Origin of the sequence: Halovalidus salilacus (assembly GCF_031852275.1) — an archaeon.
In the GTDB taxonomy this organism is placed as follows: domain Archaea; phylum Halobacteriota; class Halobacteria; order Halobacteriales; family Natrialbaceae; genus Halovalidus; species Halovalidus salilacus.
Genome location: NZ_CP134700.1, coordinates 914,684 through 935,697, shown reverse-complemented (window position 1 = coordinate 935,697; position 21,014 = coordinate 914,684). Strand labels below are relative to the sequence as shown.

17 protein-coding genes are annotated in these 21,014 nt (G+C 68.6%); 10 read left to right on the top strand and 7 right to left on the bottom strand.

What is annotated here, in order from left to right; all coding sequences use genetic code 11:
• Positions 1-142 precede the first annotated feature (142 nt).
• On the top strand, positions 143-430 hold the full coding sequence (locus RJT68_RS04545) for a GYD domain-containing protein (RefSeq protein ID WP_407039187.1): 288 nt from the start codon (positions 143-145) through the stop codon (positions 428-430).
• 135 nt (positions 431-565) lie between these two features.
• On the opposite strand, the gene RJT68_RS04540 is transcribed toward RJT68_RS04545, so the two are convergent.
• From RJT68_RS04540 to RJT68_RS04525, 4 genes are all read right to left on the bottom strand, one after another.
• Positions 566-1,828, bottom strand: coding sequence for a cation:proton antiporter (locus tag RJT68_RS04540; RefSeq protein WP_407039186.1), 1,263 nt, complete (start codon positions 1,826-1,828; stop codon positions 566-568).
• A 172-nt stretch (positions 1,829-2,000) separates the two neighbouring features.
• Positions 2,001-2,786, bottom strand: a complete 786-nt coding sequence (locus RJT68_RS04535; protein ID WP_407039185.1) for an SRPBCC family protein — start codon at positions 2,784-2,786, stop codon at positions 2,001-2,003.
• Positions 2,787-2,990: 204 nt separating this feature from the next.
• Positions 2,991-4,025, bottom strand: coding sequence for a hypothetical protein (locus RJT68_RS04530; RefSeq protein ID WP_407039184.1), 1,035 nt, complete (start codon positions 4,023-4,025; stop codon positions 2,991-2,993).
• 147 nt (positions 4,026-4,172) lie between these two features.
• The gene (locus RJT68_RS04525; RefSeq protein WP_407039183.1) at positions 4,173-5,255 is read right to left on the bottom strand and encodes a hypothetical protein; all 1,083 of its coding nucleotides are present in this window, start codon (positions 5,253-5,255) and stop codon (positions 4,173-4,175) included.
• Positions 5,256-5,494: 239 nt separating this feature from the next.
• Here RJT68_RS04525 and RJT68_RS04520 point away from each other — a divergent pair, with 239 nt between their 5' ends.
• Positions 5,495-5,995: an FxLYD domain-containing protein gene (locus RJT68_RS04520; protein ID WP_407039182.1), complete on the top strand. Its 501-nt coding sequence runs from the start codon at positions 5,495-5,497 to the stop codon at positions 5,993-5,995.
• 174 nt (positions 5,996-6,169) lie between these two features.
• Positions 6,170-7,348: a sensor histidine kinase gene (locus RJT68_RS04515; RefSeq protein ID WP_407039181.1), complete on the top strand. Its 1,179-nt coding sequence runs from the start codon at positions 6,170-6,172 to the stop codon at positions 7,346-7,348.
• Here RJT68_RS04515 and RJT68_RS04510 read toward each other — a convergent pair.
• Positions 7,345-7,701 (bottom strand): hypothetical protein, encoded by a 357-nt coding sequence (locus RJT68_RS04510; RefSeq protein WP_407039180.1) that lies wholly within the window; start codon positions 7,699-7,701, stop codon positions 7,345-7,347. The two genes, RJT68_RS04515 and RJT68_RS04510, sit on opposite strands and share 4 nt — an antisense overlap.
• 200 nt (positions 7,702-7,901) lie before the next feature.
• On the bottom strand, positions 7,902-8,750 hold the full coding sequence (locus RJT68_RS04505; RefSeq protein ID WP_407039179.1) for a PspA/IM30 family protein: 849 nt from the start codon (positions 8,748-8,750) through the stop codon (positions 7,902-7,904).
• Between the two features lie 142 nt (positions 8,751-8,892).
• Between RJT68_RS04505 and RJT68_RS04500 the strand changes: the two genes are divergently transcribed.
• Both RJT68_RS04500 and RJT68_RS04495 read left to right on the top strand, forming a co-directional pair.
• Complete coding sequence (locus tag RJT68_RS04500; protein ID WP_407039178.1) at positions 8,893-9,537, top strand: alpha/beta hydrolase; 645 nt, start codon at positions 8,893-8,895, stop codon at positions 9,535-9,537.
• A gap of 226 nt (positions 9,538-9,763) precedes the next feature.
• Positions 9,764-10,150, top strand: coding sequence for a HalOD1 output domain-containing protein (locus tag RJT68_RS04495; protein WP_407039177.1), 387 nt, complete (start codon positions 9,764-9,766; stop codon positions 10,148-10,150).
• A 112-nt stretch (positions 10,151-10,262) separates the two neighbouring features.
• Here the strand turns inward: RJT68_RS04495 and RJT68_RS04490 are convergent, their stop codons facing one another.
• A complete protein-coding gene (locus tag RJT68_RS04490; RefSeq protein WP_407039176.1) occupies positions 10,263-10,670 on the bottom strand; it encodes a CBS domain-containing protein in 408 nt (135 codons plus the stop codon).
• Between the two features lie 119 nt (positions 10,671-10,789).
• On the opposite strand from RJT68_RS04490, the gene RJT68_RS04485 reads away from it, so the two are divergent.
• The 5 genes from RJT68_RS04485 (at position 10,790) to proS (ending at position 20,703) form a co-directional block, all read left to right on the top strand.
• A complete protein-coding gene (locus RJT68_RS04485) occupies positions 10,790-13,042 on the top strand; it encodes a hypothetical protein (RefSeq protein WP_407039175.1) in 2,253 nt (750 codons plus the stop codon).
• The gene (locus RJT68_RS04480) at positions 13,035-14,117 is read left to right on the top strand and encodes a PD-(D/E)XK nuclease family protein (protein ID WP_407039174.1); all 1,083 of its coding nucleotides are present in this window, start codon (positions 13,035-13,037) and stop codon (positions 14,115-14,117) included. Before RJT68_RS04485 ends, RJT68_RS04480 begins: the two co-directional genes overlap by 8 nt.
• Positions 14,110-18,006 carry an ATP-dependent helicase gene (locus RJT68_RS04475; protein ID WP_407039173.1) on the top strand — a complete coding sequence of 1,299 codons (3,897 nt, stop codon included), beginning with the start codon at positions 14,110-14,112 and terminating at the stop codon, positions 18,004-18,006. The genes RJT68_RS04480 and RJT68_RS04475 overlap by 8 nt, the downstream gene beginning before the upstream one ends.
• Before the next feature lie 29 nt (positions 18,007-18,035).
• A complete protein-coding gene (locus tag RJT68_RS04470; protein WP_407039172.1) occupies positions 18,036-18,608 on the top strand; it encodes an 8-oxo-dGTP diphosphatase in 573 nt (190 codons plus the stop codon).
• Positions 18,609-19,221: 613 nt separating this feature from the next.
• Positions 19,222-20,703, top strand: a complete 1,482-nt coding sequence (gene proS, locus RJT68_RS04465; protein ID WP_407039171.1) for a proline--tRNA ligase — start codon at positions 19,222-19,224, stop codon at positions 20,701-20,703.
• Positions 20,704-21,014 lie beyond the last annotated feature (311 nt).

Below are 21,014 nucleotides of genomic sequence, written 5' to 3'. Positions count from 1 at the left end.
GACCCGACCTACCTCGGGTGACGCAAAAAAGGGCACGACTCACTCGATCTCGAGTACATTTTTCCCCTCCGAGGGGTTTCGCCCGAACCGGGGCCGGAACATGCCACGTAAGCGTTTTGCGTGGAGTGGCGATAGCTCGGATATGAACCGCTACGCTTCGCTCGTGAGCGTCTCGGATCGGGACGTACAGAACGCACAGGAGCTGGCGTCCATCTGGGGCGAGATCAGGACCGAGTTCGAAGACCACGCGGCCGAACTGGTCGACTCGTACGCGGTCCTCGGCGAGCACGACTTCATCGTCATCTTCGAAGCGTCCGATCGCCAGGGGGCGTACAAGTCGGCGCTCACGCTCCACCGACACGGGCTCGAGGCCCAGACGATGGAGGTCCTCGACACCGACGAGTTCGCCCACCTCGTCGACGAGATCTAGCGCCCGGCCGGGCCGCTCGAGCGGTCAGTCTCCTGCGCGAGTTCTACGAGCCCGCTCGTCCGCCGAACTCGGTTCGCGTTCGGACACCGCGACCGATCGCTCGATCGGTGACGAACGCGAATCGAACGCCGTCGATCAATCGGCCTCCGGACCCACGGGCCCCTCGGCGTCGGCGGGTTCGGCGTCGATGAAGACGAGATCGCCGGCTCGCTCGAGCCAGTCGACGCCCCACTTGACGGTGGGCGGGACGAGCGTCGTCGTGAAGATGGCGGTGAAGACGAGGATCGAAAACAGTTCCTGGCCGATGACGCCGGCGGAGAGGGCGATCGAGACGATGACGATCTCGACGGTCCCCCGCCCGTTCATGCCGAAGCCGATGACCAGCCCCTCGCGCCAGGAGAGCTTCGTGGGGAGGGCGAACAGCCAGCTCCCGACGATCTTACTGACGAACGCGACCGTCAGGATGAGCACGAGCAGCGGCAGGTTCTCCGTGAACACGCCGAGGGTGAGGTCGAACGCGACCGAGACGAAGAAGATCGGGGCGAAAAACCCCATCGCGAGGTCGTAGATCACGCCGTACATGTGGTCGTAGATGTCGGGGTCGAGCTGGGCCTGTCGCAGGAAGAGGCCGGCGATGAACCCGCCGATGATCATGTGGAGTTCGACGAGGGCGGCGAAGAAGGCGAACGCGAGCGCGACGACCAGCGCCACCGTGAACGCCGAGGTCTTGTCGACGAACTCGTGGCGCTCCATCCACCCCTCGAGGAGCTCCCAGAGGTGCGGGAGGACGCGATCGCCGAACAGGAGCGCCGCCGCGAAGTACAACAACGCCTCGCCGGTGAGCGTCGCGATCGCCAGCGGCGTCACGTCGCCGGTTTCGATGAAGCCGGTGATGCCGGCGAAGACGACCATCACGCCCACGTCGGAGAGCAACGCGCCCCCGAGGAGGACGCCCGCGATCCGCGTGTCGAGCAGGTCGAGGTCGACCAGGATCCGCGATTTCGTCGCCAGCGAGGTCGCGGCCATCGCGATGCCGATGAACAGCGATTGCTCGATCGTCATCCCGAGGAGGTCGCCGACCAGGTATCCCATCCCGAACGGGACGAGGAAGCCGCCCAGCGCGACCATCAGCGACTGCGGCCCGAGTTCGAACAGGTCGTGGAGGTCGACCTCCATCCCGACGTAGATCATCAGCAGGAAGACGCCGAGTTCGGCGAACACCTCGAGCCCCTCCGACGGATGGAGAACGCCGAGGACCGCCGGCCCGAAGAGGATCCCGGCGAGCAGTTCACCCATCAACGCCGGGTAGCCGACGCGCTCGGCGAGTATCCCGCCGAACCAGGCGAGGGTGAGTACGAGGAGTAGGTTGAGGAGATCGATGCTGGCGGATTCTACCATCGTTCGTAGCTGTTCCTTTACACACCTCCCGAATAAGTGATTTGACTCGCCCGCGGCGGTACGCGTTCGCCGCGTCGGCCGACGGTCTCGGGCGGTGAGTGGGACCACGGCAGTCCCACCGATCGAGGTGGGGACACGCCGACCTCACCGATCCGGGTGAGGCACGTCAGCCTCACGCCAGGTCGCCCGAGCCGCGAGCGGAGGGGTTGGCCCGCAGCGTCGGAATTTCGCCGGTCTCGGCGAGGCTCTTGAACCGGTCGAGCACCGTCGCCGCGAGCGTTTCGGGGACGATTCCGAGCGCGTTCAGCAGCCGATCGCCGACGGGTCCGGCCGGCGGGTCGAACCGGATTCGGAGGCTCACCGTCGTCCCCCGGTCGCCCGGAGCCGGTTCGAAGGTCACGGTCCACTCGTTCCGGATCGGCGCGCCCTCGAGCGACTCCCAGCGCACGCGCTCGCCGGGGCGCTCCTCCGCCAGTCGGGCCTCCCACTCGAGGCGTCGTCCGAGCGGTCCCTCGGCGGTCCATCGGAGGTGGTCCTCGCCTGCGGGGCGGACGTCGCCGAACTCCCCCAGCAGCCGACCCAGGTGCCCCGCCTCGACCCAGTACTCGGTGCACTCCTCCGGCGGGAGTCCGACGGTGATCGTTTCCTCGACGACCGCGCCATCGCTCGAGTCCGTCGACTCGCCCGATCCGCCCCCGCCGCGTTCGACGGCCCTCCGTTCGGCGCGAACGGTCCGCACGCCGCGGTAGGCCAGCCAACCTCCCGCGACCGCCGTCGCGATCCCGCCGAGCGAGCGGCGACGGATGCCGTAGACGGCGAGCGATCCGCCGATCGCGACGAGGGAGAGTCCGCCCGTTCGACCGCCCGTCAGCGCACGCGGTTCGGTCGCGTCCTCGAGGGCCTCCTCCACCGAAGGAAGGGGTTCCTCGGCCGGCGAATCGGTTCGGTCGGCGCTCACGACCGATCCCCCACGGGGTGCTCCCCGACGCAGTTCGGTCGCGCGCAGTTCTCCCCGCCGCGGTTCTCGAATCCGTCCGCGATCGATTCCATGGACGTATTCGCTCCGTCGTGACGCTTCGACGTTACAGTTGCACCTGCAAGACGAACGACGCGTCGGACGGCCGACCTCGTGACCGGGTACCCGCGTCGCCGGACCGTCGGATCAGCCGAGGTCCTCCTCCCGTTGGGTCTCGCGGAGGATGAACGGCCCCATCGCGAGCGTTCGCTTGGCGACGGTGGCGATCCGCAGGATGTAGACGGTGAAGACGACGAACGGTGCGAGCCCGACGACGAAACCGGCGCCGGCGACCAGCACGAGATTGTCGACCCCGAGCGTCGACCCGGCGACGACGCTCGAGTTCACGTACGAGACGAAGACGCCGACGACGACGAGCGCAGGCACCGCGATGTACAGCAGCGCTCGAGAGAGGTTGATGAGCTCCCACTGGAAGTACAGCGTCTTGAAGTGCTCCCGGGCGGGGCCGAAGTACTTCAGGGCCCTGACGGTGTCGTCGACGGCTTCGGCCGCCTCCTTCGATAGTTCGTCGTCGTACTCGGCCCGAATCGTCCGTCCGTCGTAGATCTTCCGCGAGTAGTTGAACCGGAGCGCGTTCCAGATCACGTCGAACGTCCCGAACTGGGCGTTCTCGAGGTCGTCCTTCACCGAGCGGGCGTTGTCGACGAGGTCGTCGACGTAGGAGTCGACCTCGTCCACGAGGTCGGCGTCGTGATCGCTCGCGACCGTCGACTGGAGACGATCGGCCTGCTCCTCGACGCCGTCGACGAGTTCCCACAGGAACGCCGCGGGCTCGGGCGGCGCGACGTCCTCGTCGACGATGTCCGATTCGACGTCCTCGCGAAACTCCATCGCGCCGGTCATGCGCTCGCGCTGGCTGCCGACCGCGCCGAGTTCCTGGGAGAGGACCAGCTGGTTGATGGTAACGACGATCGACGTGCCGGTGATTATCGCGCCGATGAACGCCGAAAAGAGGTACTCGACGGCGTACTGGTTCTGGACCACCGTTCGAAACTGTGCGAGCGGGAGGATACTGGCGCCGACGAACGCGACGTAGATTCCCACGAGAATCGCCGCGGTGAGCACCCACCGGTTGACCCGAATCAGGAGCCACAACCGAATCCCGCTCTCGCCGGTTCGTTCGCCGCCGCTCGTCACGTCGTCCGGGGCCGAATCACTCATTTCGGGTTCGACATCGGTCCCGTACCAGACCGAACGGTAAAATACCTCGACCGGCCACCGACGGTCGCGTAAACGCCATCGAGTCGAGTCGCAGATGGGACGTGGAGGGAGAATCCGACCACGATCCGACGCGCGAGACGCGACCGCTCACCCGTCACTCTCGGACGTTCCCCGAAACGGGCCCTCTTCGATCCGTTCCTCCGCGAGCATCGCACCGACCGAGGCGGTCCGCCGGGTCACCGTCGCGGTGCGGAGAATGTAGGAGACCAGCAGGGCTAGCGGCGACACGATGACGGCAATGAGGGCGCTGACGACGTACGGGAGCGACTCGACGGCGACGCTCGCCCCGCCGACGTCGGCGTACAGTAACCCGACGATGATCGCCGACAGGATCGCCGGCGCGCCGGCGTACACGGTCAACTGTGAGAAGCGGGTGAGCTCGCGCTGCAGGTACGTCGTTTTGAAGTGTGCGCGCGCCACGTTGAACAGTTCGAACGACCCGATCAACTCCTCGATCGCGTCCGTCGATGCGTCGGACAGCGACTCTGCGTGGGCGTCACGAACGTACTCGCCGACGTGGCGCAATCTGACGTCATCGTACCGGATCGCGGCCAGCAGCGCCGTGAACGTGTCGGGTTCGCCCCGCTCGAACGTCTCGTCGATATCCTCCGTGCTCTTCACGACGGTCTCCCCGTACTCCCGCAGCCGGTCGCCGACCTCGTCGTCGCGGTGTTCGACGGACCGCAGGAGGCACCGCGCGTCCTCGCGGATCGCGGCCGCGATCGACTCGAGGACGCCCGCCGTCGAGATCGGCGCTTCGGGCAAGTTCGCCGCCTCCGCGACGTCCGCCCGGAAGGCGTCGACCCCCTCGATCCGCTGGCGCGTCTCGCCGGCGGTGGCGAACTCCTGCGAGAGGATGAGCTGATTGATCGAGACGACGAGCGTGACGAGCGAGAACGTGCCGGCGATCATCCCGCTCGCGACGCGGGTGACCGACGCGTCGTTGACGAACGACACGACCTCGAACGCGTTCAGCGCGAGGAAGAGGACGAACACCCCGAATGTGAACAGCGCCGCGACTGTGAGGCGTCCGCCCTCGACGAGCACCCACTCCCGGGCACCCGCGGGCGTGAACGCCGAGGAGCGGGCCCCACCCGAACCGCTCGTGGGGTCGTACGACTCGACGTCGAGATCTCGATCCGGCGTCCCGTCGCCCTCGGAGGAGGTCACACCCACCGTTCGACGCGTCGCCCGTTAAGACCCTGCATTGCACAACCAGCGTGGCTGACCCGCCGCCGACGAACGTGCGCGGACGGACGAATCGCGGCGACGCGAAGGACGACGGCGGGCGCGCCGGACCGCGCACGTTCGTCGGCGGCCCGTTCAAGGTGTACACTCAAATGTCTGCACAAGGTCAATTGGCCCATGATCGGCGTCAGCGACGGAATTCGACGAGGGAGTCGGCGCGCATGACGCGCGGGGATCGATCGAGCCGTCGCCGCGTGCTCGCCGCAGTCGGCGGCGGCACAGCCCTCGTGCTCGCCGGCTGTATCGGCGGTGGCGGCGGTGGTGACCCGCGGTACGAAGACGGGGAGATACCCGAGAACGTCAGCGGCGACAACCGAACGACTCGGGAGACGAACGTCGCGTACGCGGCCGCCCAGCAGACGCCCAGCGACACCGTGACCCGGCTCGACAACCTCGCGATCGTCGAACACCGCTTCGTCTACGAGGACGGCTACCTCGGATCGACCGTCCAGGGAACCGTGGAGAACACCGGAACCGACCGGGTGGAGGTCGCCGAGGTCCGCGTCCGCGTCTACGACGACGCAGGCACCCACCTGGGCCGGTACCTCGCCAGCACCGGCGACCTCGACGGCGGCGAGACGTGGGCGTTCCAGGTCATCGTCCTCGAACCGCCGGGGTCGCTCGCCGACTACGACATCAGCGTCCTCGGAACGCCCTCGTGACGCCCGGATCAGTCGCGCTCGCGACATCTCCGCCGGACGGCGAAACCCGTTCGTGCCAGTACTCATATTACCTTCGGGACAAATCGGTCCATAGACGTGCAGCTCAGGACCGCTGTCCCGCCGAGGGTCGTTCCACCGGCACTCGTAGGGACGGGTGTCGTTCTCCTCGTCGCGATGGGAGTCGAACTCCTGATCATCGGCAACATTACGTGGCAGGTCCTGCTCGGTGCGGCGAGCGTGTTCCCGTTCAAGCTAGGCCTCGTCGCCGGCGGCCTCTGGCTCTATCGAAGCGATATCGGCACCGAGCGGTGGCCGCGGATCGGCGGATGGACCGTCGCCGGCGGCGCCGGCTTTCTCGTCGTGAACCTCATGACGATGCCGCTCACGCCGGACCTGCCGACGATCTGGTTCGTCGCCTGGGCGCGGTGGTCGATCAGTATCGGCAGCGCCGTCGGGTTCGCGATCGGGACGATCGAAGCGCGATCGATCGAGCGGGCTGTCGCCGCCGAACAGGCCGCCGTCAGCGCCCGGTACCTCGAGTACCAGCGGGAGTGGCTCGACTACCTGAACGCCGTCCTCCGCCACGAGGTGCTCAACAACGCCAACGTGATCGGCGGCTACACCGCCCTGCTGCTCGAAGAACGCGAGGAGTCGGACCCCGACTACGCCCACCTGCGGACGATCGAGCGACAGAGTCGCGAGATGACGCACGTGATTCGGGACGTTCGCACCCTCCTCGAGACGCTCGACGACGGTCCGACGGTGGAATCGACGGCGCTCGCACCCGTTCTTCGGGGCGAACTCGACGCCCTCGACGATCAATTCGACGAGGTTCGGATCGACGCCGAAATCCCGAACGACGTCACCGTCGAGGCCGACGACCTGCTCCCGCGGCTCTTCTCGAACCTGCTGACGAACGCCGTCGAGCACAACGATAGCTCGTCGCCCCTGGTTCGCGTCACAGTCGAGCGGACCGACGAGACCGTCCGCGTCCGGATCGAGGACGACGGACCGGGAATCCCCGACGACGAACTCGAGGACCTCTTCGAGCGCGACGACGACAGGCGCCACGACCACGGCATCGGCCTCTACATCGTCCGCAGACTGACCGACCGCTACCGCGGCCGCGTCGAGGTGACCGAAACCGGCCCCGACGGCACCGTGATCACGGTCGAACTCCCGCGCGCTCGCGAGGGACCGGACCTGGACCGCTCGAACCGGAGTTCGTCACCGGACCCGAACCGGAACGCGGACTCGTCTCGGGACCCGGAAGCGGAGCGTACGGCGGGTTCCCGGTCGACGGCCGTGACGCGGTCGGCGTCGCCGACGCCACCGTCGACGGACACCGATTAGTCCTCGCGGATCGCGTCGACCAGGTCGTCGTCGCACGCGTCGAGGAGCGCGTCCGGGTCGACCACGAGCGCGTACGACGGACGCCCCTTCCCGGTCGGCGAGCGGGCGTCCGGATCGGGCGACACCTCGGACACCAGATCGGCGTCCTCGAGTTCGTACAGCGACCGCATCACGTCGGCTTCCGTGATCGTCCCGATGACCGCCGTCTCGACGTCCCGGAGGCGATCGACGCAGGACTGGCGGACCTCGAACGTTTGAACGGGTTCGTCAGTCGCCTTGCACCGCTCGGCGACGGTCAACAGCACGATCTGATCGGTGGGCGAGAGCGACTCGAGGCGTGAATCATCCCCCATACGTGCGTAATCAACGGGGGGCGTGGTAGGCGTTGTCCTCACACCCAATCCGTGGGACGCGGATCGAACCGTCGGCCGACGATCGGTGGGTATCGAATAGAGCCGCCCGACGATCGCCGGTTACCGGTCGACGAGCGACGGCCGACGGTCTCCGTCCGTCGGCGGCAAACGAATCGCTCGAGGTCGAGAGCGCGCCCGAGTTAGTTTTGCTCTTCTTCCTGTAGTTCCGCCAGTTCGCTCTCGATCTCCTCGTCGTCGACGGAGTCCTCGAGCTCGTCGAGCTCCTCGTCGCTGATCTCCGGTTCCACCTCCCCTTCCTCGGGCTCGGGTTCGGCCTCGGCCTCCGGTTCGTCCCCGCCGACCTCGGATTTGAGCGTCTCGAGTTCGGCTTCGACGCCGCTGTCGGCCGAGAGCGACTCGAGTTCGCGGTCGATGCTGTCCTTGTCCGAGATGGGGCTGTCGAAGGCGCCGCTCTCGTGGAGTTCGTCGAGGGCGGCCGCGCGCGCCTCCATGTCCTCGGTCTTCTCCTCGGCGCGTTCGATCGCCAGCCCGACGTCCTCGAACTCCTCGCCCGTGGACGTCATCGCCTCCGAGACGGTCGAACTCGCCTCCGCGGCCTCGTAGCGCGCCTTCATCGTCTCCTTCTTGGTGCGGAACTCCTCGATCCGCGACTGGAGTTCGTCCTTCTGTTCGATCAACTGGTCCTGTTGGCGCTGGAGGTCGCCGATCTGGCGCTCGAGTTCCTCGATCTGCGTCATCTTCGCCTTCTTCTTCTCGAGCGCGCGGCGCGCGAGGTCCTCCCTATCCTGCTGGACGGCCGTGCGGGCCTGCTGGTTGTGCTTCTCGACGTTCTCCTCGAGGCGGCGCTTCTGCATCTCGAGGCGCTTTTTCTGCGTCGTCAGGTCCGCGATGCCGCGTTTGACCTGCTGGAGTTGATCGCGCATCTGCTCGTAGGAGTAATCGAGCGTCTGCGTCGGATCCTCGGCCCGGTTGAGCAGCGAGTTCAGCTTCGACCGGATGACGTACGAAGTCCGAGAGAGGATGCCCATAGTACCTACGTATTGCTCGTCGCCCTTAAAAACATCACATCAGTAACAGTCGGGGACGACGTCGATCGGCCTCGATCCGACGTTCGACCGGCGGTGACCGCGACCGAGGATCGTTTTGTTCCGCCCCGACGAACGCGAACCCGTGACCGACGTCATCATCCCTGGCGGCCGCGACGTGCGAGGAGCGCTCGACGAACCGGCCGAAGACGGCGCCGACGAACGCGAATCGAACGCGAGCGGCGACGGCGAGGCGATCGTCGTGGCGTGTCCGCCCCACCCCCAACACGGCGGTTCGCGAACTGACCCCCGCCTCGTCGCCGTGAGCGACGCCCTGACCGGGGCGGGAATCGCCTGCCTTCGGTTCGATTACGGCCCGTGGGACGGCGGCTACGGCGAGCGCGAGGACGTTCGAAACGCCCTCCGTTGGGCCGCGGAACGCTACGATGCGGTCGGTCTCTTCGGCTACAGTTTCGGCGCCTCGGAGGCCGTGCTCGCGGGCGCGAACCTCGAGGACGACCGCGCGAACCTCGCGGGCGTCGTCGCCCTCGCACCGACGGCCCGCCTCGCGGACGACCTCGACGTGCTCGAGGCGCTCGCGGACCTCGAGGCGCCGATCGCCGTCTGCTACGGCGAGAGAGACGCGACCGTCGAGTGGGAACCGGTCGTCGACGCGACCGCCGAGCGCGGCGGCGAAACGGTCGCCCTGCCCGCGGATCACTTCTTCGTCGGACAGGAGGCGAAGGTCGCTCGAACGGTACGTTCGCTGTTCGAGGGATGGATCGACTAACCGCGCCACCTGCGATCACGTCCACTCGCGCCGTCGGCGGTCACGCCCCGGAGACGTCCGTCCCTCCGTGCCGGATCGACGGTGGATCGCCCTACGGGCGAGACGCTCGAGGGCGTTTGGCCGCAGACGCACCGACGACTGACCGTCGGCGATTCCGTCGGCTTCTCTTAAAGCGAACACAGTGCCACGAGCGAATTCAATCGGTTCCGGTATCGATATCGCGGAAATGCACGCGCTGACCACTCTCGAGGGAGTTACCCCCGTCCACCGAACCGCGTTCGATCCCGAGACGGAGCGGGCGTCGACCGCGATCGTTCGCGCCGTCTCGACGGCCGGCGACGTCGATCCGGCGGCGATCGACCCGCTCTACGACACGATCGAACCGGAAGCGCTCGATCGACTCGTCGCCCACGGCGCCCGGATGGCGAACGGCGGGACGTCGGTGGTCGGCTTCGACGTCGACGAGTGGACGGTCATCGTCCACGGCGACGGGACCGTCGTGGTCTACGATCGCGAAGCGACCGAGGCCGAACTCGAGATCGGTTCGCAGCGCGAATCCGACGCGAGTCTCGCGGACGACGGAACCGATCGCGGGGCCGACGCGAGCAGCTAACCCGATGCGACGGCGACGAAGGCGGGCCCGACTCGAGGCCGAGACCTGGCACCGAACGCAGTCGGCCCGTCGAACGGGCGAGCCAGGGTGTCGCGATCGGATGGACGGGACGTCAGTCGGACGGACTCGGCGTCTGGGCGGTCGAGAGGTACGCCGTCAGATCGGACGTCGTGACGATCCCGATGACACCTTCCGCTTCGTTGACCACCGGCAAGTGGTGGAAGCCGCGTTCGACCATCAGGTCGGCGGCGTCGCGGATCGTATCCTGAGCCGACGCCGTCACGACGTCGGTGCTCATGTACTTCGAAACCGTCGTCTGGGCTTTGGGACGGCTCTGTGCGACGATGTCGACGAAGTCGGTGTTGGTCAGGATCCCCTCGAGCTGGTTGTCGTCGTCGACGACGACGACCGACCCGATTCCCTCCTCGAGCATCACCGACGCCGCGTCCTCGACGAGCGTGTCGGGCGTTACGGTGTGGAGGTCGGTGGACATGATCCGCGCGACGAAAATATCGTCCATACAGTATGGTACTCTACCGCACTGTATAATGCGTGTCGAAGTCGGACGCGACCGCCGGTTCGTCGACACTCTCCCCACCTTTAAATACCAATTCGTCCATATTCGCCACCAGTCCACAGATGTCGCCCGCGACTCCCGCTTCCGACGCCGCGTTCGCGCTCGAGGGGACGCTCAAAGTCCTCCCCTCGCCGGAAGCGACCCTCCTCGAGGTCGTCTCGCGGGAGTACGCCGCCCTCGCCGAGGCGTACGGGCCGCGGAACGTGCTGGTCCTGAAGCGACACCCGACCGGCCTCGTGCGCGTCCGCGAGGCCCTCGCGCGGACGTCGGTCGCGGACGGAACGCCCCGGTCGCCCCGCCTCGAGTCCGTCCCCGAGCACGCCTCGAAGGTGGTCGAGGAGTACGATCCCACCCTCGACCGACTCGAGTACGAGGAGCGCATCGAACTCATCTCGCTGGTCATCGCCGGCGCGAGCCGCGAGATTCCGCCCTACCTCGAGCGCGCGTCGGTCCACGAGAGCTTCGCCCGCGACGTCGGGCAGTTGCTGCTCGAGGCGACGCGCCAGCGGATTCGATACGAGGATTTTGAGGATTCGAACGACCTCCACGACTGCCTCGCGTTCCTCTACGCGATGAACGACCGGTTCCACGGGGAACTCGAGCGCCGCGGGTTCGTCGAGCGGACCGACGTGATCCCGCGCGCGGTCGACCTCCTCGAGGCCGACGAGGACGGCCTCCGTACCCGCGTCGGGTCGTCGTTCGACGCCGTCCTCGCCCTCGAGTTCGAGGAGTTCCGCCGGCTCGACCGGCGCTACCTCGCGGCGCTCTCGGCCGACGCCGACCTCGTCTGCCTCGGCGAGCGCCACGCGAGCGTCGAGCGCACGCGGGTCGAGCCCGGTCGACTCGAGGACGTCGCGGACGGCCTCGAGATCGAGGCCCTCGAGTCCGATCAGGATGCCGACGACGAACGGACGCCACCCCACGCCGCGATCACGCGCTTTTTCGCGACCGGCGAGACGCCCGACGCGACTGAACCCGCCGCCGTCGACGGGTCGACCGCCGACGCCGTCGCGGGAACGGCGTACCGAATTCGGGCCCGGACCGCCCGCGAGCAGGTTCGCGAGGTCGCGACCGAAATCCAGTCGCTCGCGGATCGCCACGAGGAGTGGAGTTACGACGCCTTCGCCGTCGCCGTTCCCCGAGTCGAGTCGATCCCCGAAACGCGCGGTCGGCTGCGCGCGGCCGGCATCCCCACCGCGACGATCGGCACCCCGTCACTCGCGGAAGATCCTGCGGTGAACGAACTGTACGCGTTCGTCACGCACCAGTGCGAACGCGAGCGAGGCGGCACCGCCGACGCGGTCGCCGATCGCGACGCGGACACCGAACTCTCCGTCGCTCGGGACCGCCTCGCCGCCCGCGTCGAGGACTTCTCCCCCGCGCTCCTCGACGCGTGCGCCGGCTCGAGCGTCCGGCGCTCGCTCGAGCGGTGGCTCCTCGAGACCGATCTGAAGGGGCGGATCGCCCGCGAGGAGGACTGGGTCGACGCCCGCGAGCAGTACGCGGGCGTCCGCCGGGTACTCGAGATCGCCCGGTTCGTCGAGGAGACGGACCTCGTCGCGCCCGACTGGGAGGGGGTGCGCCGAATGCTCCGGGGGACGATCCGGTACGACGCGCCGTACGTCCACGCCGTCGAGACGCGCTCGCCGACCGGCGGCGTCGCGGTCTGCACCGTCGACGACCTGAAGTACGACTCCCGGGAGGTCGTCTTCCTCCTCGACCTGGTCGACGACCACTACCCCGGGGACGGCTCCCTCACGCAGTTGTTCCCCACCGCGTGGCTGCGCGAGATGCCCGCGTTTCCCGCGGTGACGGATCCGTCGCCGACGGACCTCGAGCGCACCTTCGCCCCCATCTCGTCGGCGGACGAGGTCGCCGACCCGTTCGAGGCCTACCACGCCCAGCGGGCCCGCCGACGGCTGGCGATCGGCGCACGCGCCGCCCGGAGCCGCCTCTACTGCTGTTCGTACGAACGCGGCGCGGGCGGGCTCCGGCGAACCCACGACGAATCGCGGTACCTGAAGCTCCTCGAGGCGGCCCCGGGGCTCGCGCTCGAGGACGTCGAGGTCCGGGACCGGACGGCGAAGATCTACGGCGAGACGAACGCCCTCGAGGCGCTGCTCGACGAGCCCCGCGGCGAACTCGAGCGGATCCTCCGGGAGGCCAGCACCGGGGGCGACGCCGACCTCGGGGAGACGGAGGCGCTGTTCCAGGAGATCGCGGTCGTCCTCGAGCGCGACGTGGACGACGAACTGGCGGAGGCGGTCCGCTCGCAGTTCGAGTTCGCCGCGGGCGAGGTGATCCGCGGTGAGTGATCGCGCCGCCGACGGCCGCACGACCGCGTCCGGGTCCGCCCCTGCGATCACCGTCGACGGCCTCGCGACCTACCTCCGCTGTCCCAGGCGGTACGAGTTCGCCCACGTCCACGGGCTCGAGGGCAAAGACGAGTCGCCGACGGAAGCCCGGGTCGACCTCGTCCGACGGGCGATCTGCGACGCCCTCCGCACCGGCGAGACGGGCGCCGACGCGCTCGAGGAGGCGGCCCGAGACCGGCTCGGCACCCTCTGGGCCGATCACGACGAGCGGTTTCACTCGCTCGCCCAGCGCCGCCACGAGCGTCGGGTGCTCGAGGCGACGGTCAGCGCCTACGTCGAGGCGGCCGGCGCGGATCACGCGAGCGGCCTCGAGGCGCTCCGCGCGGACGCCCCCGGCGGGACGCACGTCGGGCCGAATCGACGGGTTTCGTCGACGATCCGATTGCCCGAGAACGACGGAGGCGGCCCCGACCTCGGCCCCGAGGCGGTGACGATCGACGCTTCGATCGACTACGCGTACGCGAACGGCTCCGAACTCGTGGGCGTCCGGCTCGAGCCGACGCTGGCCGGCCTCGGCCCGATCCGGTACCGCTCGTCGTGGGAGGGCGCCGTCGAGGAGCTGTTCGACGAGCACTTCGATCCGGCCGACGACCGCTTCGAACCCGGGCCGGTCGCCGCGCTCTTCGAGACGTCGGTCGTCCTCGACGGCCTCCGGACGCTCCGCGACCGACTCGACCTCGAGGGGAGGACCTGTCGGTACCTTCGCATTCCGCTCGCCGAACGCTCGCGGACGTCGATCAACTGGGTCCGCGGGACGGTCGAGACGTCCCTCGAGCCGGTGGACGTCACCGACGCCTTCGTCGACCACCACGCGTTCGGGATGACCCACGAGCGCCGAAATCCGGCCGTGCGCGAGCGGCTCGCGCGGGTCGTCCGACGGATCGTCGCCGAGCGGTTCGATCCGACGGAGCCGGCGGGGCGGTGGGATCGGGTCTCCGACCGCGCCTGTCCGAACTGCGAGTACACCGTCTGCTGCGGCGAGTACGTGGCCGAGGAGGTTCGGTTCGATGGGTGAGCCCGACGCCGCCGACGACGCTGGCGCGCGAGACGACGGCGCCGACGACGATGGCGCGCGAGACGACGGCGGCGCTCGAGGTGAGCGATCGGCCTCCCGACCCGGGGAGCCGAAGGGGAACCAGCGGGCGGTCATCGAGAGCGACGCGGCCTCGATTTCGGTCGACGCGGGCGCCGGCACGGGGAAGACGACGACGATGCTCATGCGCCTCGAGCGGGCCATCGAACGCGGCGACGTCGACCCCGACGACGTGCTGGTGGTGACCTTCGCGAACGAGGCGGCCGCGAGCATCAGGGAGGCCGTCTCGGAGCGCCTCGAGCCCGAGGACGCGGCGGCGATCGACGTCTCCACCTACCACTCGCTGTGTTACCGGCTGGTCCGCGAGTACGCCTACTATCTCGGACTCTCCCCCGAACTCGAGGTCGTCACCGAGCGAAAGCGCCGACGGCTCGTCGGCCGGTTGCTGGCCGAGAACGATTACGATTTCGCGGCCACCGTGCGGGGCGACGATTCGGCGACCGAACTGGCGAACGACGTCGACCGGTTCGTCGCCACGATGAGCCGGGAGAACGTCGACCCCGAGCAACTCCGCGATGGACTCCCGGCGGTGCGGACCCTCGAGTTGCTCACGGAGTTTGTCCTCTGGCTCGAGGAGAAAGCGGACGAGGAACTGTCGTTCGACAACGAGGCGCTGCGCTTTTTCAACCGGGAGGAACACGTCGACGCCGCTCGAGGGTCGCTGGTCGCCTACGGCAAACTCCTCTCGTACTGCCGGGAGAAGGCGGCCGAGGCGCCCGCGGAGTTCCGGACGGACCCCGTCGTCCGGGACGTCGACCGGTACCTCAGGGTGCTCCAGCGCTGCGTCACGAGGACGATCGAGGCGCTCACGCTCGAGGATCGGACGACGAAACACCTCCCGCGGGCGCTGTTCGGCAATCGGATCTGGGGGACGGGAACGGATCGGATCGAGCAGACGCCGTTCGGGCGGCTCAAACACTACGTCGAGTTCCTCCGCCTCGCGCGCCACTACGCCGACGTCTACGCGGACTACCGGGCGGCGCTCGAGCGCGACGGCGCGGTGGACTTCGACGAACTCGTCCGGACGGCGACGCGGCTGCTCGACGACGACGCCGTGGCCGAGGAGATCACCGGCCGCTGGGAGCACGTCTACTGCGACGAGTTCCAGGACACCGACGAGACGCAGTTCTCGCTGATCACGGAGCTCACGGCCGGCCCGGAGCGCCCGGACCTGCTCGCTATCGGCGACAAGGACCAGGCCATCTACGGCTGGCGCGGCACCGACCGCGAGGGCCTGGATCGGCTCGCCGAGGCCGCGGCCGACCACGAGTCGATCGAACTCGAGCTCAACTTCCGCTCGCGACAGGAGATCCTCGACCTGACGAACGAGTGCGACTACGGCCCGCAGGACTCCAAGACGCTGCGCGAACACGGCCGGACGCCCGGCGAGTACGACGAGGCGAACCCGCCCCATCGCGTGCTGAAAGTCGAGAGCGCGGACGTGGGGTGGTCGACGCCGGAGCAGGTGGCCACGACCGTCTCGCGGCTGCTCAACGGGGAGTTCGAGAACGTTCCCCGGCGCACCCTGGGCGATATCGCGGTGATCGTCCGAACCAACCGCCACGCGCGGGCGATCGCCGAGGAGTTGCGCGCCCTCCGGATCCCGTTCGAGATTTCGGGCTCGCCGCGCGGCGAAATCGCACCCGGTATTCGGACCGTGCTCTCGTACCTCCGGGTGCTGGTCGAGACCGACCCGGGCGTCGACGAGCCGGCCGATCCCGCGGGGACGAGCGCGGACGCCCACCTCCGGCGGGTGCTGTTCTACCGGTATCGCGTCCCGAAGGGCGACCTCGAGCGGCTGCAGCGGGAGGCCAGGCGGCGCGCCGAACCGCTCTCGGACGCGCTGTTCGCGGTCGATCTCGGGTCGGCGTCCGACTTCGACGAGCCGGACCGCCTCGAGCGCGCCCGCGACCACCTCCGAACGCTCGCGGGCTACCGGGACGTCTACCCGTTGTCGGAATTCGTCCGCCGCTTCCGCGAGGTCACCCGCCTCGAGTGGTTCCTCGCGGCCGACGAGCGGAGCGAACTCGAGCGGGTCGAGCGGTTCGTCGACGCTTACGAGGGCGAGTCGGTGCTGCGGACGCTCACGACCGAGTTCGTCGACGCGCTCGAGCGGGCGCTCGCGGGCGGGGGGTCGACGTTCGGTCGCGGCTCTCGATCGGCGGACTGCGTCGACGTCATGACGGTCCACCAGGCGAAGGGGCTGCAGTTCGACACCGTGCTCGTTCCCTACCTCTCCGACGAGGAGTGGTGCGTCGAGCGCGACTACGCCGAGCGGGCGCGCTACCGGCTGCTCGAGGCCACGCTCGACGAGGGCGTCGAATCGCCGCTACTGGCCGATCTGGCGAGCGAGACCGTCGGCGAGGAGTGGCGGGTCCTCCACGTCGCGCTCACCCGGGCCGAAGAGCACCTCTTCGTCTTCGGCGCCGACTACGACTACGACGGCGGCGAGGAGGACCTCGCCGCTTCCGCGGCCGACGCCTGCCTCGCCGACGAGATCGAGTGGTCGGTGACCGGCGAGCGGATGGACCTCTGGAACGCCCTGACCGAGGGCTTCGAGCGCGTCCGCGGGACCTACCCCGAGACCGTCGCCGACTGCACCGAGGAGGTCGCCGTCTCCGCCGGCGAGCACCCGGGGACGATCACCTACTACTCGGGACGCGGCGACCGGCGCGTCGACCCCCTCGAGACCCGGGAAGCGATCGAGACGGTCCACCGGCTCGGACGACTGTTGCGGAACGGCCTGCTACTCCCCCTCTCCGACGCCGCGAGCGTCGTCGACGGAGGCGGAGGTGCGAAGGGAAGTGGTGAGGCGGCGGGCGGCGGCCCCGACCCAGCGCTCGAGGTGCCGACCGGTCGCCGGACGAACGCGCTGACCGCGGAGACGGTTCGCTTCCCGGTGGAGACGCTCGAGAGCGCGACTGAGCTTCCGGTGGCGATGCGCCACAGCTACACCGCGATGGAGACCCACGGGGAGTGTCCGCGAAAGCACTACCTCGATCACGTGGTGCTGACGTTCGACGATCCCGCGGTCGGCGCGGGGGACGCCGCGGGGAGGATCGTCGACCGACGCGGCCCCGATCGCGCCACGGCTTCGAGCCCGCGGATCGTCGGCTCCGTCTTCCACGCCGTCGCCGAGGAGGCCTTCCACCGCGAGTACCGGACTCGAGAGGAGTGGCGCGCGGCCGCCGACCGTCAGCTCACCGCTCGAGACCTCCGCGAGCACCGGGAGGACGTCCTCGCGTGCGTCGATCGCTACTTCGAGGCCCGGGCGGCGGGGATCGACGAGCCGGTCGCCGAGTGGGAGCAGCTGGCCGCGGAACTCACGTTCGCGCTCGAGGACGTCGCCGACGTCGCGGGCGACGTGGTCGGATACGTCGACGCGGTCTGTCGGACGCCCGCGGGCGACCTCGTCGTGCTCGACTACAAGGCGACCGCCGAGCGCATCGACCCCGCGGAGGCGGTTCAGCTGGCGCTGTACGCCCGGGCGTGCGAGCACCTGTTCGACGAACCGGTCGCAGCCGTCGGGTACGTCTACGTTGGTCCCCTCGAGGGCGGATCGAACGCGGACGCGGACGCGGATGCGGATGCGGATGCGGATGCGGACGGCGAGCCCCGCGTCGACCTCATCGATCCCGACGACCTCCCCGCGTGGTCGTCCGTCCGCGAGGCGCTCGCGGCCGTCGACGATCCGACGTTCCTCGAGACGACGCCGGGCGAGCACTGTCGGCGCTGCCCGCACCGGTCGCTCGGGTGCGCGCCCGAGGAGTACGCGGTCGACGCGGCGGCTGAGTCGGCCGACGACGATTGACATTTGGGGCTCCGGCCGAACATCCGGGTATGGACGCCGACGAGTCGATTCAGGCCCGCGAGACGACCCTCTGTTTTCCGCTCCGAGGCGGCGGGGACGGCGGGTCCGCGGAGGAGGGCGTCGACGGCGAACCCGACGAAGTCGACGACCGGGAGGCGCTGCTGATCGAGAAGCGCCGCGGGCTCGGCGAGGGGTGGTACAACGGTCCCGGCGGCAAACTCGAGCCGGACGAAACGCCAAGGGAGTGTGCGGTCCGCGAGACGCGCGAGGAGGTCGGCCTCGAGGTCGATCCCGGGGCGCTCGAGAAGGCGGGCGAATTGACGTTCGTGCTCGACGGCGCAGTTCACACGCGCTGTCACGTCTTTCGGACGACGTCGTTCTCGGGCCAGCCTCGGCCGTCGCCCGAAGCCGATCCGGTGTGGATTCCGGTGGGCGAGGTCCCGTACGACCGGATGTGGGAGGACGACCGTCACTGGCTGCCGGGCGTGCTCGAGGGCCGAACCGTGATCGGCGCGTTCCGCTTCGAAGGCGGGCGACCCCTCGACGAGGCGGCGTTCGTCGACTACGACCTCGAGTGGGGCGTCTCGTTCGACGACGAGTGAGCGCTCGGAGACGGTTGCCACGAGACTGCTCGCGCTCCCGTCATCGGTCGCGCGACCGCGTCGATCACCGCACGTACCCGATACGCTGGAAGCGAGGGCGCTACACTGGGCCGAGGGCGACGGTAACGCGGTCGTCTCGACTCCGCCGGCTGTGGCCCGAACGAGACCCGTTTCGGCATTTCGAGGTGTCCACTCGAGCGGTCGACGCAGACGCTCGAGCGGACGATATGGAGGTTGTGAAGAACCGGATACGATCGAGGGATCGGTCGTCGAATCGTCGTCTGAAGGCCGACCGAACCGGTTGCAATTGCCACCAGTGGGTTGAACAGGACGGTCGCCTACGACGACTACGTCGACAGTCGGTTCCGTCGTCGCCCTCGCGAGGGATCGGAATCTCACGTTCCCGGCGGCGGGGATCGCCTACTACGCGTTCGTCTCGGCGATACCGCTGTTGCTGCTCGCCATCAATCGCGTCGTTCGTCGGGGAGCGGCGACGGAAACGTCGTTGCACCCGTCGACGTGCCGTCGACAGCGGTACGCGATCCCGCGACGAAGCACCGACGAGCGTCCGGCCTTCGCACGATTTAAGGCCGCGCTGCCTGACTGTCGACCAATGAGCGACGAGAGTCAGGAGCTCGGGATCACCGAGTCGAAATCGCACAAACCCGGCGAGTGGTACGCCGAGGTCGTCCGGAAGGCGGGGCTGGCGGACTACGCGCCCATGGGCGGGTTCATCGTCACGAAGCCCCGCGGGTACGCCCTCTGGGAGGCGATCCAGGACGCCCTCGACGGCTGGTTCAAGGAGACCGGCGTCGACAACGTCTACTTCCCGCTGTTCATCCCCGAGAGCTTCCTCGAGCGGGAGAAGGACATCGTCGAGGGGTTCGACCCCGAGGTCGCCTGGGTCACCCACGGCGGCCACGAGGAGCTCGAGGAGCGCCTCGCCGTTCGGCCCACCAGCGAGTCGATCATCGCGCCGTTCATGGCCCAGTGGACCCGGAGCCACCGCGACCTCCCGCTGCGGGTGAACCAGTGGTGCTCGGTCGTGCGGTGGGAGGCGACCGAGACGAAGCCGTTCTTCCGGACGAAGGAGTTCATGTGGCAGGAGGGCCACACCGCCCACGAGACCGACGAGGAGGCGTGGGCGGAGGTCTGGACACGCCTCGACCAGTACGAGCGCGTCTACGAGGACGTGCTCGCGATCCCGGTGCTCCGGGGCAAGAAGCCCGAACACGACAAGTTCCCCGGCGCGGACACGACGACGACCGTCGAGGCGCTCATGCCCGACGGCAAGTCCGTCCAGGGGGCGACGAGTCACCACCTCGGCCAGTCGTTCGCCGAGGCGTTCGACATCACCTTCGTCGACGAGGCGGAGGAAGAACAGACGGCCTACACCACCTCCTGGGGCCTCTCCTGGCGGGCCCTCGGCGCGCTCATCATGACCCACTCCGACGACCAGGGGCTCGTCCTCCCGCCGACCATCGCACCGACCCAGGTCGTCGTCGTCCCAATCTGGCAGGCCGACACCCGGGAAGCGGTCCTCGAGTACGCCGAGGGGATCGTCGACGACCTCGAGGAAGCGGGGATCCGCGTCGAACTCGACGACCGCGACGAGCGCAACCCCGGCTTCAAGTTCAACGAACACGAACTCAACGGCGTCCCGTTGCGCCTCGAGATCGGCCCCAACGAGGTCGAGGACGAGGAGGTCACGCTGGCCCACCGACCGGACGGCGAGAAGCGCGTCGAGGACCGAGACGGGATCGTCGAGACGGTCGACGAACACCTCGAGACGATCTACGGGAAGCTGTACGACGCGGCGGCGGAGAACCTCGAGGAGAACGTCCGCGAGGCCTACAGCCCGGAGGAGATCCTCGGAACGATCGGCAAACACGGCGGCTACGTGAAGACGGCCTGGTGCGGCGACGAGGCCTGCGAGGAGGCGATCAAGGAGAAGATCGCGGCCGAAATCGTGATGCAGCCCCTGGCGGAGGAGGGCGGTTCGACCCCCGGCGAGGTCGAGCGACCGGACCGCGACGAATGCGGCGTCTGTGGCGAACCCGCCGAGGAAGTAGCGTACTTCGCGAAGTCGTACTGACCCGATTCGAGTCGGATACTCGAGCGCTTCGACGCGAGTCGCCTCGTTTTCGGTGTGGATCGGTCGAACGTGAAGCGACCACCGTCAGGAGCGCGTGCGGAACGACGGTGGACCGTCGACCCCGGTTGGCGGCCGGAAATCGACGGCCTGCGCCCGTTTGCCACCCCCGGCTGCCGTCAGCAAACCGCGGTCGCCCTAATCCTTTAGGGGAAACCGGCTTATCAGTAGGCGGCTAACAACAGACTGTGGTGTTCACTGCCGGTGGACACTACGTGCCTCTGACATTCTCGCCGCGACGGCCCCGAAACGAG